The sequence below is a fragment of the Oenococcus alcoholitolerans genome (assembly GCF_051852995.1).
GTDB lineage: Bacteria > Bacillota > Bacilli > Lactobacillales > Lactobacillaceae > Oenococcus > Oenococcus alcoholitolerans.
In genome coordinates, this window is record NZ_CP176042.1 from 330,822 (window position 1) to 344,420 (window position 13,599).

At 40.8% G+C, this 13,599-nt stretch carries 11 protein-coding genes and 2 tRNA genes; 11 read left to right on the forward strand and 2 right to left on the reverse strand.

Annotation, left to right across the window (positions count from 1 at the left end; translation table 11 throughout):
• Position 1: 1 nt before the first annotated feature.
• Complete coding sequence (locus tag ACKP2L_RS02125; RefSeq protein ID WP_439425745.1) at positions 2-646, forward strand: deoxynucleoside kinase; 645 nt, start codon at positions 2-4, stop codon at positions 644-646.
• A gap of 57 nt (positions 647-703) precedes the next feature.
• Positions 704-2,014 carry a serine--tRNA ligase gene (gene serS, locus ACKP2L_RS02130; protein ID WP_439425746.1) on the forward strand — a complete coding sequence of 437 codons (1,311 nt, stop codon included), beginning with the start codon at positions 704-706 and terminating at the stop codon, positions 2,012-2,014.
• 74 nt (positions 2,015-2,088) lie between these two features.
• On the opposite strand, the gene ACKP2L_RS02135 is transcribed toward serS, so the two are convergent.
• Positions 2,089-2,162 (reverse strand) — tRNA-Thr (locus ACKP2L_RS02135).
• A gap of 117 nt (positions 2,163-2,279) precedes the next feature.
• A tRNA-Leu gene (locus ACKP2L_RS02140) sits at positions 2,280-2,361 on the reverse strand.
• Positions 2,362-2,496: 135 nt separating this feature from the next.
• Here ACKP2L_RS02140 and rpmB point away from each other — a divergent pair.
• The 9 genes from rpmB (at position 2,497) to ftsY (ending at position 13,589) form a co-directional block, all read left to right on the forward strand.
• Complete coding sequence (rpmB, locus tag ACKP2L_RS02145; RefSeq protein ID WP_439425747.1) at positions 2,497-2,697, forward strand: 50S ribosomal protein L28; 201 nt, start codon at positions 2,497-2,499, stop codon at positions 2,695-2,697.
• 90 nt (positions 2,698-2,787) lie between these two features.
• Positions 2,788-3,138, forward strand: a complete 351-nt coding sequence (locus ACKP2L_RS02150) for an Asp23/Gls24 family envelope stress response protein (RefSeq protein WP_439425748.1) — start codon at positions 2,788-2,790, stop codon at positions 3,136-3,138.
• A 9-nt stretch (positions 3,139-3,147) separates the two neighbouring features.
• A complete protein-coding gene (locus ACKP2L_RS02155; protein WP_439425749.1) occupies positions 3,148-4,812 on the forward strand; it encodes a DAK2 domain-containing protein in 1,665 nt (554 codons plus the stop codon).
• A gap of 42 nt (positions 4,813-4,854) precedes the next feature.
• Positions 4,855-6,885: an ATP-dependent DNA helicase RecG gene (recG, locus tag ACKP2L_RS02160; RefSeq protein WP_439425750.1), complete on the forward strand. Its 2,031-nt coding sequence runs from the start codon at positions 4,855-4,857 to the stop codon at positions 6,883-6,885.
• Positions 6,885-7,913, forward strand: a complete 1,029-nt coding sequence (gene plsX / locus ACKP2L_RS02165; RefSeq protein ID WP_439425751.1) for a phosphate acyltransferase PlsX — start codon at positions 6,885-6,887, stop codon at positions 7,911-7,913. Before recG ends, plsX begins: the two co-directional genes overlap by 1 nt.
• A 16-nt stretch (positions 7,914-7,929) precedes the next feature.
• Complete coding sequence (gene acpP / locus ACKP2L_RS02170) at positions 7,930-8,175, forward strand: acyl carrier protein (RefSeq protein ID WP_439425752.1); 246 nt, start codon at positions 7,930-7,932, stop codon at positions 8,173-8,175.
• 67 nt (positions 8,176-8,242) lie between these two features.
• The gene (rnc, locus tag ACKP2L_RS02175; protein ID WP_439425753.1) at positions 8,243-8,938 is read left to right on the forward strand and encodes a ribonuclease III; all 696 of its coding nucleotides are present in this window, start codon (positions 8,243-8,245) and stop codon (positions 8,936-8,938) included.
• On the forward strand, positions 8,935-12,450 hold the full coding sequence (smc, locus tag ACKP2L_RS02180; RefSeq protein WP_439425754.1) for a chromosome segregation protein SMC: 3,516 nt from the start codon (positions 8,935-8,937) through the stop codon (positions 12,448-12,450). The genes rnc and smc overlap by 4 nt, the downstream gene beginning before the upstream one ends.
• The gene (gene ftsY / locus ACKP2L_RS02185; RefSeq protein ID WP_439425755.1) at positions 12,450-13,589 is read left to right on the forward strand and encodes a signal recognition particle-docking protein FtsY; all 1,140 of its coding nucleotides are present in this window, start codon (positions 12,450-12,452) and stop codon (positions 13,587-13,589) included. Before smc ends, ftsY begins: the two co-directional genes overlap by 1 nt.
• The last annotated feature ends 10 nt before the right edge of the window (positions 13,590-13,599 follow it).

Below are 13,599 nucleotides of genomic sequence, written 5' to 3' on the forward strand. Positions count from 1 at the left end.
TATGATCGTTTTAGCAGGTACGATTGGGGCTGGCAAGACCAGTCTTACTAAATTATTATCAAAACACCTCGATAGCAGGCCGATTTTTGAAAGCGTCAGCGATAATCCGATCCTGCCTTTGTTTTACAATGATCCAAAAAAATATGCCTTTTTGTTGCAGGTTTATTTTTTGAACAAACGCTTAGGAAATATACGCCAAGCACAAGAAAATAAGCTGAACGTTATCGACCGTTCGATTTTTGAGGATAGTTTGCTTTTTAAATTAAATGCCGATTTAGGCCGAGCGACACAGACTGAAGTCCAGATCTATCGATCCCTTTTGGAAAATATGATGGAACAATTGAACGGGATACCGGATAAAGATCCCGATCTGTTGATCCATGTTCGTGTTTCCTTTGAAACGATGCTGGCCCGTATCAAAAAACGCGGCCGTTCTTTTGAACAGATCGATCTTCATCCTGATCTTTACGATTATTATAAGAAACTAAATGAACGTTATGTATCTTGGTATCAAAATTATGACCGTGGTCCAAAGATGCAGATAGATGGCGATAAATTTGATTTCGTACGATCAGACCAGGCTGCTCAGCAGGTCCTTGAACAGATCGACGGCAAATTGGCCAATCTGAAAATAATCGCTGGATAAGACTTAAAAGGCAAGTTGGAATAAATTTAAATTTATAGCAAAGGTATAATCAGATATATGCTGGATATTAAGTATTTAAGAAATAATCGAAAAGAAGCTGATAAACGTTTACAAGACCGCAACGTCGAAAAGGGAGTTTTGGATAAGCTGCTGTCCGATGATGAAAAAAGGCGCGCTTTGATCCAAAAAACCGAGGAATTAAAGGCACAAAGAAATACAGTTTCCGATAAGATCGGTGCAGCGAAGCGGCAAAAAGATGATGCTGCCGCTGCACAAGCTATTTCACAAATGCAGAAGGTCGCTGATCAGATAAAAGATCTCGATGCACGCTTGGCTGAAATAAACGAATCAGTTCATGACCAATTGGCACATTTGCCTAATTTGGCCGATCCTCGTGTTCCGGTCGGTCCGGATGATTCTTATAACGTTGAACAGCGTAGGTGGAGTCCTGCTGATTTAAAGGGACGTCCGGCAGCTTTTTCTAAGACACCTGATTGGATGCAAAGCCATGACCAGCTTGGGGAAAAATTAGGTATCCTCGATTTTCAGCGCGGAGCAAAAGTTTCCGGCGCCCGCTTTCTTTATTACGTTGGTGCAGGTGCTCGTTTGGAGAGAGCAGTATACAATTTTATGTTAGATGAGCACCGGCGCGAGGGATATACAGAACTGTTGACGCCTTATATGGTCACTAATGAATCTATGTATGCCACAGGTCAATTTCCTAAATTCATTGATGATGCTTATGAAGTTGGCAAAGATCAATCAATGACTTTAATACCAACGGCTGAAGTTTCGTTAGTAAATTGGCGTCGGGATGAAGTTATCGACCAATCTGAATTACCGCTGTATGTAACTGCGTTATCTCCGGCTTTTCGTCAAGAAGCCGGTGCTGCCGGGAAAGACACTCATGGATTGATCCGTTTGCACCAATTCAATAAAGTTGAGATGGTTAAATTCACAAAACCTGAAGATTCTTATGATGAACTGGAAAAAATGACCGTTGATGCTGAAAACATCCTTCAAAAGTTGGAATTGCCTTACCATGTTATTCGTTTATCGACTGGCGATATGGGTTTTGGTTCAGCTATGACCTACGATTTGGAAGTTTGGTTCCCAACTCAAAATAAGTACCGCGAGATCTCTTCTGTTTCTAATGATGAAGATTTTCAGGCTCGCCGCGGGCATATCCAGTATCGGGACGATCAAGGCAAACTGCACTTTGTTCATACTCTGAACGGATCCGGTTTGGCTGTTGGAAGGACTGTCGCAGCGATCATGGAAAATTATCAAAATCCGGACGGCAGCATTACTGTTCCTGCTGTTTTACGTCCGTATTTTGGTGCTGATAAAATAGAAAGCAAGGATTAAAACCATTCTCAGAGCGGAATGGTTTTTTATTTACGAACGGATACAAAAAAATCCCCGAAAAGGGGATCATATTCTGCCGACTAGAGGATTCGAACCTCCGACCCCTTCATTACTAGTGAAGTGCTCTAGCCAACTGAGCTAAGTCGGCAATCAGTCAACTAAAATATTCTAACAAATTTTTTAATGACTGGCAATTTAAAAATCAAAAAAAGTTTATTTTATAAAAAAATCCCAAGCTTATCGGCAGCCGGGATAAATCATTAACTGCGGATGACAGGGATCGAACCTGCACGAGTCTCCTCACAGGAACCTAAATCCTGCGCGTCTGCCAATTCCGCCACATCCGCATAACCATGATATTTTATCACGATTGATCATTTTCATCAATTGATTTTAAGGGCTTGAAGCGGAGCAGATAGCAAAAAATTTGCATTTATTGACTAAATTAGATAAAATTTAAAAGTTACAGTAAGGAGGACGCTATGGCAAAAGATGCTATTACTGGTGCGCGGACGCGTTTTGGCAATCAACGTTCACACGCTTTGAATGCCAGCCGTCGTTCGTGGAAACCAAATTTGCAGAAAGTTACCGTTAAGATCAACGGTGGTGCTGCCAGAACTGTTTATCTGACTGCACGCACTCTCCGCGCAGGTTTGAAAAACGGTTCTATCGAACGTGTATAAGCCAAGCCGCATTTTAGCGGTTTTTTTGTATTCTTATTCTGTACTCTAAGCTGATTAAAATACTGTTAAAATTTAATCAGAGGTAAAATCATGAGTTTAAAGATGAAAACAAATATCGGTCAAGTAAACATTGATGACGATGTGATCTCAACTATAGTCGGGACAGCTGCTTCTGAATCTTTTGGAGTTGTTGGAATGGCTTCTAAAAGTTTGAAAGATGGTTTTAGCCAAGTTTTACAGCGTCCTAATTATGGCCGCGGCATTTTGCTCACTCAAGCTGATGATCAATTGATAGTTGATGTTCACATTATCGTTGAATATGGTGTTAAATTGTCTGAGGTATCAAAAGCCGTCCAAAAGCAGGTACGTTACGCACTAGAAAAAAATTTAGGCGTTTCGATCAACCAGATCAATGTAATAATTGAAGGAGTCCGCGCTTAAGGAGAATAAATGGAATTAATTACGAACATTGAATTCGGTCGTATGATGAATGCTGCTGCGCAAATTTTGAAAAAAAACGCTCAGCACATCAATAAATTAAATGTTTTCCCAGTACCAGATGGGGATACTGGTACTAATATGAGTCTTACGATGGAGTCGGGAGCCCAATATGAGCGCGATTCTACCGAAACATCTATTGGTGCTTTATCTACGGCTTTATCTAAGGGTCTTTTAATGGGCGCTCGTGGAAATTCTGGCGTTATTTTATCGCAGATCATGCGCGGTTTTACGAGATACGTTGCCAGTTTTGATAATCTGGACGCTGTTCAATTTGCCGGTGCACTTAAGGCTGGCGCTGAATCAGCTTATAAATCAGTTATGAAACCGACTGAGGGAACGATTTTAACGGTTATCCGAGAAGCGGCATCAGCTGCATCCGATGAAGCAGAGGAGAGCAAAGATGTTATTGATGTTGCCCACGCTGCTTGGGAAGCGGCCTCAAAAGCTTTAGCTAAAACACCGGATCTTTTGCCCGTTTTAAAAGAAGTCGGTGTCGTTGATTCCGGCGGACAAGGCCTTGTTTTGGTATTGCAGTCTTGGTACGAAGTACTTTCAGGCAAAACCAGTCAAGACGATCTGCAGACGCCGCCTGATATGGCTCAATTCGATGAGCAGACTAATGAATTTGATGCTCAAGTTTCATTAGATCCTAAAGACATAAAATACGGCTATTGTACGACGATTTTATTTGAAGTAGGCAAGGGAACTACTTATGACCGTAAATGGAACTACGATAAATACTATGATTACCTGTCAAATATCGGTGATTCGCTATTAGTGATCGCTGATGATGGTTTAGTTAAAACTCATGTTCATACCGAAGATCCAGGTGCCGTTTTGAGCGAAGCTACTCATTTTGGCTCGATCAGATCAGTCAAGATCGATAATATGCGTGATCAGCAGCAGGCAGTTATTGATCGTGTTGCCAAACAAGAAGCTCAAGCTAACAAAAAAGCTGTTGATACAGCTTTGATCACTATTGCCAGCGGGCACGGTTTGGTTGAATTGTTTAAATCAATGGGTGTGACTGAAGTTATTACCGGCGGCCAAACAATGAATCCGTCGACGAAGGATATTTTGAATGCTATTTCTTCGAGCGGTGCAAAAAAAGCGATCATTATTCCAAATAACACCAACATATTCATGGCAGCCAGCCAAGCGGCGAAACTAGCTAAGATCCCGGTTGAAATCATTAAGAGCAAGACTATCCAGCAAGGATTGACTTCGCTTCTCGGTTTTAATCCGGAAGATGACTTAAAAACCAATGCTGCTAATATGGCAGATCAGCTTTCGACCGTTAAATCAGCAGAAGTGACCAAAGCCGTTCGTGATACGAGCATTGACGGCAGGGTGATCAAGAAGGGCGAATTTATCGCTTTGGTTGATGGAAAAATAGTTGCTAACGGTAAAAAGATCAGAGAGGTCGCCGTTGAATCCGTTAAAAAGATGCTTGATGAAGATTCTGAAATCGTGACGATCATTTTCGGCAGCCAATCTAACCAAAAAGAAGCTCAGCAGCTGGCTAAAGCCGTTTCTAAATTATCGCGCGACCTAGAAACAGAGATTCACGAAGGCGATCAGCCGCTTTACCCATTTTTGATATCTGTTGAATGATTTTTCGTTTGTTCTAATATATTTTAGTAATATAATTCTAATGTGAGTTTGTTTGATCCAATTACAAAACTTCCCGGGGTAGGTGAAAAGCGTGCAAGTCTTTTACACCATCTTGGGATTTTTAATATAGAAGATCTTTTGACCCATTACCCTTTTCGTTATGATGATCTTCAGACTAAGCTGCCCAGCCAAAGCCTGGATGGTGAAAAAACTGCTTTTAAAGGTATTGTCAGCAGCCCAGTTACTATCTCGCGTTTTGGCTATAAAAAAACAAGGATATTTTTTCGTTTATTAGTTGAACATGATAATATATCGGTTTCTTTTTTTAATCAGCCTTGGTTAAAAGATCGGATCGTTGAAGGACAAGAATTAGCAGTATTCGGTATTTATGATGCAAATAGAGCTTCTTTAGCAGGTCAAAAAATCATTGATTTAAAAGAAGGATCTCTTAATGCTGTTTACCCGGTCGACCAGCATATCCGACAAAAAACTTTGATTCAATTGATCGAAAATGCTTATGCAAAATATTCTGATCAAATCGTCGATCTAGTGCCGGCCTCGATCAGACAGACTTTTTCTTTGCTTCATCGCCAGCAGCAGATCTATGCCATGCATTTTCCGAAAAGTATCGCTGAAGCAAAGGCAGCACGCAGATCAGCGGCCTTTGAAGAATTTTTCTTATTTCAAATGCGGCTTCAATTGATCAAACGCTATTCTGCAGTCAATTATGGGAAACAGATCGATTTTGATCCAAAAACAGTTGCCGATTTTATAAAGTCGCTTCCTTATGATCTGACAGATGATCAATCCAAGGTCGTTGATCAGATCCTTAAAAATATGCGGAAAAAGCAGCACATGAATCGTCTTTTACAGGGCGATGTCGGCTCTGGCAAAACTGTCGTCGCGGCAATTTCAATGCTAGCGGCAGTCAGTGCGGGGATGCAGGCTGCTATCATGGTGCCGACCGAAATATTAGCTCGTCAGCACGCGGTCAATCTTTCCAAATTGTTCGATGCTTCTCCTTTAAATGTCAGAGTTGAATTATTGACCTCAGCTTTAAAAACCTTAGAACGGCGGCAGGTCTTGTCTGATCTGGCCGATGGCCAAATCGATATCATAGTGGGAACACACGCTTTGATCCAAAAGGATGTTAAATTCCACAACTTGGGTCTGGCTGTGATCGATGAGCAGCATCGTTTTGGTGTTAAACAGCGGGCCGCATTAAGAGAACAAGGACAAAATCCTGATATTTTATCTATGACAGCGACACCGATCCCGAGAACTTTGGAGATAACGGCTTATGGTCAAATGGATGTTTCTACCATAAGCCATCTGCCGGCTGGACGAAAAGCGATCGTCACTAGATGGGTCCAAAGCAATCTTAGCGATCGTGTTTTTCAATGGCTTAAGTCAATGCTGGATAAAGGGGCTCAAGCTTACGTGGTGACACCTTTGATCGAAGAATCAGAACAATTAGATCTTAAAAACGCCGATTTAGTTTATGATCAGCTGAAACAAGACCTGTTTCCATATAAAGTTGGTCTTTTGCACGGCAGACTTTCAAATGAAGAAAAAGAAGGAGCGATCGATGCTTTTTCTAATGGAAAATTTCAAGTTCTGGTAACAACAACGGTCGTTGAAGTTGGAATGGATGTAAAAAATGCTACAATCATGATTGTTTTGGATGCAGACCGTTTTGGGCTTGCACAACTCCATCAGCTCAGAGGAAGGGTCGGCCGCGGCAATAAAAAGTCTTATGCTATATTTATTGCCGATCCGAAGACACAGTACGGTATCGATCGAATGAAAGCTTTGACTGACACCAATAATGGTTTTTTACTGGCGCAAAAAGATTTGGAGCTGCGCGGACCAGGTGATCTAACTGGTATAAAGCAAGCAGGTATGCCTGATTTTACAGTTGGCGACCCAGTCCATGACCTGAAAATGATGGAGTCTGCTCAGGAAGCTGCTTCTGATTTAGTTTCAAGAGAAAATTGGGATAGTGACAAAGAAAACGCTGGACTGGTAGAATATTTGTCATTGACGATGGATCGTTATAAGGATTTTGATTAATGGAAAAAGAATATACAATTGCAATTGATGCAATGGGTGGTGATTACGCGCCCAAAGAAATCGTTGAGGGAGTCCTTTTGGCTCGCGAGCGTTATGAAAATATCAATTTTAATCTCTATGGCAACAAAGGACAAATACTAGCTATCATCGGTGATAGAGACCAAAATCGTATAAAAATAATCAATACGACTGAAATCATCGAAATGGGCGAAGAGCCCGTTAAAGCTGTTAGAAGCAAGAAAGATTCTTCGTTAGTCGCGGCAGCTGATGCTGTTAAAAACGGGGAAGCAGATGCCTTGTTTTCTGCCGGCAATACTGGTGCTTTATTAGCCAGTGGAATTTTTATCGTTGGCCGGATCAAAGGTATCCAGCGCCCGGCTTTGTTGACAGTTTTGCCTTCTGTAGCTGATGAAAAACGTTCTTGGGTATTTATGGATGCGGGTGCAAACGCCGAGGTTAAACCCAGCTATCTATATCAGTTTGCTGTGATAGGCAATTTTTATGCAAAAAACGTTCTCAAGAGAAAGGATCCTGAAATAAAACTGCTGAACAACGGTGAGGAAGAAGATAAGGGCGATCGCATACATATCGAGGCTCATCAACTTTTAAAAAACAGCAAGCATCTTAATTTCACCGGTAATATCGAAAGTCGTTATCTGCTTGAAGGAAATGCCGATGTGGTAGTCGCTGATGGTTTTTCCGGCAATGCTGCCCTAAAGGCGATCGAAGGAACGGCTCTGTCGATGTTTTCTGGATTAAGAAAGGTTTTGACAGACAGCGGCTTAACGACTAAAATTGGTGCGGCTTTGGTTAAACCGGCTTTAAAGAAATTTGCCGCTGTACTTGATTATAATCAAGCTGGCGGCGCGGTTATTGCCGGCGTTAAAGCACCGGTCGTCAAAACGCACGGATCAGCTAAAGCCCCGGCTGTTGCAAATACTATCGGGCAGATCAAAACGATTCTTGAGAAAGATTTTGTTGGCAATATTACCAATTACATCCAGCAGAATCCTGATGAGTTCAAATAAGTGGAGACAGGAATAAATGACTAAAGAAGAATTAAAAAATGAATTGGTAGATGAGATTGCTCAGCGTTTCCAATTATCAAAAGATAAAATAACGCCCGATTTAGATTTCACTAAGGATGTTAATGCTGATTCGATCGATTTTGTCGAATTGGTCATGGAATTAGAAGATAGATATGATATTGAAATTCCTGACGATGATGCAGCTAAATTAACGACTTTTGGTTCGACTCTAGATTATATTTATGACAAGATCAGCAAATAGTTTTAAAAAGCCTTGTTAATGGGCTTTTTTTTACTGTCTGAATTTTGATATAATTAGAAAGTTAAAAATGACAAACATTCAAAAAGGTATAAAAGAAGATTTTGGAATTACTTTTTCCAATACAAAAATATTAACCGAAGCATTTACTCAAGGAAATTACTTGAATGAGCATCCGGAAGAGGATGGCAATGATTACCAGAGACTGGAATTTTTGGGCGATTCAGTTATGCAATTAGCTGTTGCAGATTATTTATTCACTAGGTATCCTTCCTGGGAAGAAGGCCAGCTTACCGAGATGCGGATCGCGATGGTCCAGAGCAAATCATTCTCGCATTTTGCTCGTTTAGCGCATTTTGATCGTTATATTCGTTTGGGCAAAGGAGAAGAACTGTCCGGTGCCCGGCATCGCGACAGTTTGCTGGAAGATATTTGGGAAGCGTTTGTCGGTGCGCTTTATAAGGACCAAGGCATGAAGGCTGTCTATGATTTCCTTAATCAAACGATTTTCCCAGCTGTTGATCAAGGTTTTTTTGAAGAATTCATTGATTATAAATCAAAACTTCAAGAACTTTTGCAAAGAGACGGCTCGGTAGATATTGAATATCAAGTTGAGCATGAAGATCTGTCTGATCCTCAACGCCCCCATTTTGATGTTTCTGTTTTTGTTGATGGAACAGTCATTGGATCTGGTTCAGGACGTTCTATTAAAGCAGCTGAGAAAAAAGCCGCCAAAGACGCCTACCAGCGTTATAACGGTCAATGAAATTAAAATCACTTGAAATCAATGGATTCAAATCTTTTGCCGACAAAACCTTGATCGAATTCAAACCGGGGATGACGACGATCGTTGGACCCAATGGTTCTGGAAAATCGAATATAATCGAAGCGATTCGCTGGGTAATGGGTGAGCAATCGGCAAAAGGACTTCGCGGCGACACTATGGCTGATGTTATTTTCAGCGGTTCAAAAAACCGCCGTGCTATGGGGCGGGCCGAAGTCAGCATGGTCATTGATAATTCTGATCATTATTTAAGCTCCCCTTATAACGAATTGCGGATATCACGAAGACTATATCGGAGCGGCGAGGCTGAGTATCTGCTAAACGGAAGCAAGGTTCGCTTAAGGGATATTACCGATATCTTTATCGACACTGGACTTGGCCGTGAATCTTTTTCGATCATCAACCAAGGAAAAGTTGAGGAAATATTCAACGCTAAAGCCGCTGATCGCCGATCTATCATCGAAGACTTAGCTGGAGTTTTTAAATATAAACAAAATAAAGCCAGAAGCCAAAACGAACTGATACAGACTAAAGATAACTTAGAACGATTAGCTGACATTATCAATGAAGTATCAGAACGGCTCCAACCGCTGGAAACTCAAGCGGCCGAAGCAGAAAAGTATTTATCTCTAAAAGGACAGTTTGATAATTACCAAGCAGCAGCTTTAGTCCGGCAGAACATAAATATAAAAGAGCAAAAAAATTCTTTTTCAAAAACGCTGAGCGAAATAAACGATCATTTATCTGAGGATGAAAAAGAAGCTGAGCGATCGTCGCTCAAGAGAAAGAATCTTCAGCAAGAAAAAATTTCTTTGCAAAATAAATTTGAAAAACAACTTGAAAAAATAAGACAGTTGACAGTTGATCGCGAACGCAGTTTGGGTAATGCAAAACTCAACAGACAGAAATATCAATCGATCCAGGATAATTATCGGCAGGCTGAACTTGAATTACAGAAGCTTATCGATAAAGATGGCGGTTTTTCCAGCAACAAAAAAAATTTATTGCAAAATATCGATGATCTAAAGGGCCAACAGGATCATTTTTTGAAGCAGATAGCTGATTTAAAAGCGCAAAAAAATTTTTCCGGTATCCAAGAAACAGACATTCTTCAAGAATTAAACCGGAATCAGCTTGAGATAAGCGAAAAAATCTCTTCGGCAGCTAATCGGATATCCGCTTATTTAGAAAACTTAAAAATGTACGGTCAGCGAATCGAAGAATTAAAAAAAGAGCTGACAGAATACTCAAAAAAAATTTCTAAAAACTCTTCTTCGAATATTGATGCATTTAGCCCCTTTAGCAGATTAGAAAAAGAAGCTGATGATTTTCTGGTCGGCTTAAATAATGAAAAAAAGCTTTTATCTAAGCTGAATGCAAGCAGAAACGAATCGTTGATGCAATTCAATCAGGTCCGCTCACGGCTTGAGTCTCTGCATAATTCCAGTGAAAATTACGACTTGTACACCGGTGTTAGAAATATCTTGTCAAATAAAAATAATTTCCCCGGCTTGATAGGAACTGTCGCTTCGGTGATCGATGTCCCAGCTGAATATGCTTTAGCGATCGAGACGGCTCTTGGAGCCGGTTTGCAAAACGTGATCGTTGATAAAAGGGATACGGCAAAAAATGCTATTCAATTTTTAAATGCCAACAAACTGGGTCGTGTTACTTTTTTGCCGCTGGAAAGTATCAAGGCTCGCCGCCTGCCTGCTTTGGTCAAAGATAAATTGCAAGGCCGCTCCGGCTATTTAGGTTCGGCTTTTTCTTTGATAAAGGCTGATGAAACTTTTTTGCCTTTATTGGAAAATCTTTTGGCGCTTACTTTAGTGGCTAAAGATCTAGAATCGGCCTTTGAAATATCCCGCCTGCTGCAGCAGCATTACCGAATCGTTACTTTGAACGGCAGCTTGGTGAATGCTGGCGGTTCGATAACCGGTGGATCTAATCGTCATCAAGTCGGTTTGCTTTCAAAAAAAGCCGAGACCGAAAAATTGGAAAAGCAATTTGAGCAGATGCGTTCCGGTCTGTTAAAAGACGAGCGTGATCATCGCGAACTTGCTGATAAAATAACTTCAGATGAAAAGAAATTTTCTGAAATGCGCAGCCGGCTGATCGAAGAAAAAGAGCAGGTGCGTTTAGCTCAAATCGAATTAAGATCAGCCAAGAACGATTATCAACGAGCCGAAAAAGAAATTAGATCGATCGAAGAAAATAAAAAGAGCTTGAACGATAAAATCGCTGATTTGAAAACCCAACTTCTTTCATTTCAAAAGCAAAGAGAAGAACTTAACGATAAAATCGCGGCAGCACAAACGAATTTGCGAACAAAGGCTCAGAGCAATGATTTTCTTGAAAACAAACTATCTAGTCTTCAAGACAAATTGTTAGAAATAAAGATCAAGCTTACCGGTAAGGAAGATAGCCTAAAGCAGTCAGAAAAAGAATTTTCTTTGCAGCAGCAAACAGAATCGGATTTGCGAAATCAAATGAATGCTTTAAAGGATCGATTAAAGGAACTCCAGACCAGTTATGAACGAAGCGATGCTAGTGATGCCAGTCTGCAGAAGATAAAAGAAGCTCAAGCAGGCAAAGATGACTTAGCTGAAAAAAGATCAGCTGTCGATCATCAAATAAGTATTGGCGAACAGTTTGATCAAAAGATCCAAGCTGATATGCGTCAATATCTTGAAAAAAGATCCTCTATACAAAGCAAATTAGCCGGTTTAGAAAGCCGCCTGCAGCAAAATGAACAAAAAATGTCTGATCTCGGTATAGATATAGACCGATCTGATGAGCTGTCCCTTTATACCGATCTTGATATTGAAACGCTCCTTTCAAAAATAAATAAGTTGAAAAGAGAACTATCTGATTACAGCAATGTTAATTTAGCTGCGATAGATGAATTAAAAGAGGTCAAACAAAGGTATGATTTCTTAAACGAACAGCGCCAAGACCTCTTGAATTCTAGTGAGAACTTAAAAAAAGCGATGAACGAAATGGATAAGGAGGTCGTTGTACGCTTTAAAAAGACTTTCGAAGCTGTTGCCGAAAAATTTAAAGAAACTTTTGTCAAGCTTTTTAACGGAGGACAAGCTCAGCTGCAGTTAGAAAAGCCCAATGATTTGTTGACGACCGGTATCGAAATACGCGTTCAGCCGCCTGGAAAAAAGTTACAAAGGTTATCATTATTATCAGGTGGTGAAAAAGCTTTGACTGCGATCGCTTTGCTGCTGTCCATTCTTCAGGTCCGGCCAGTTCCTTTTGTCATATTAGATGAAACCGAGGCCGCCCTTGATGAAGCTAATGTTGATAATTTTGGTCGTTTCATCAGCGGCTCTGGTCATCGTACTCAGTTTATAGTCATAACTCACCGCAAGGGTACTATGCGTTATGCTGATCTTTTGTATGGAGTGACTATGCAAGAACCGGGCGTTTCGACGATGGTATCGATCGATATCAAAAAAGCCGAGAAAGTTTCAGGAGTAAAATAATGAGTTTATTTGATCGATTACGTAAGAAAAAAACTGAAGAAAAAAATTCTAAAAGCTTTCTTGACAAGGTTAAGGATGCCTTTGCACCGCTCCCCTTGGATGAATCAACGACCGATATTGAAAAGGATGATAGCGGCACAGATAAAAGCGATCTCGATTTAAGCTCGGACAAAGTTGACGAAACAGCACCAAAGACAGTTGATGAAAGCAGATCCGATGATTACCAAAAGGGTCTGGAAAAAAGCCGGTCAAGTTTTTCTGAAAAATTTCAATTATTAATGGCGAATTTTCGAGCTGTCGATGAAAATTTCTTTGATGAGCTCGAAGAAACTTTGATCGGAGCTGACGTTGGATTCGAAGTAGCTCTAAAAATTTCTAATGAACTTCAAGATGAGGTCCGTTTGAAAAATGCGACGAATAAAAAAGCAGTCCAAGACGTGATCATCGAAAAGCTTGTCAATATTTATGATCAGGCCGGCAATGGCGAAGATAATCATATGCATTTTGCTGAAAATGGCGAACCATCCGTTTTTCTTTTCGTCGGTGTCAATGGAGTCGGCAAAACAACTACGATCGGCAAAATGGCTAAGCTGTATAAAGACCAGGGCAAGAAAGTTCTTTTAGCGGCTGCTGATACTTTTCGTGCCGGCGCGATCGAACAGCTGGACCAATGGGCACAAAGAGACGGTGTTGATATAATAACAGCAAAAGCAAAATCTGATCCGGCAGCGCTGGTCTTCGATGCGGTCAAAAGAGCTGTTGACGAGCATTATGATATCCTTTTTGTAGATACAGCTGGCCGGCTTCAAAATAATCAAAATTTGATGCGTGAATTGGAAAAGATGAAAAAAACGATCACTCGCCAATTGCCCGATGCACCGCAAGAGGTTTTGCTGGTTCTTGATGCAACGACAGGGCAAAATGCCTTGCAGCAAGCCCGCCTTTTCAAAGATTCTACCGACGTGACCGGCATCGTCTTGACTAAACTTGACGGTACGGCGCGCGGCGGCATCGTTTTAGCGATCAGACAGGAATTTCATTTGCCGGTAAAATGGGTCGGTTTAGGTGAAAAAGTTACTGATCTCCAAACGTTCAACGCTGATGAGTTTGTTTACGGATTGTTTAAGGACTTGATTTAATTGGATCTAT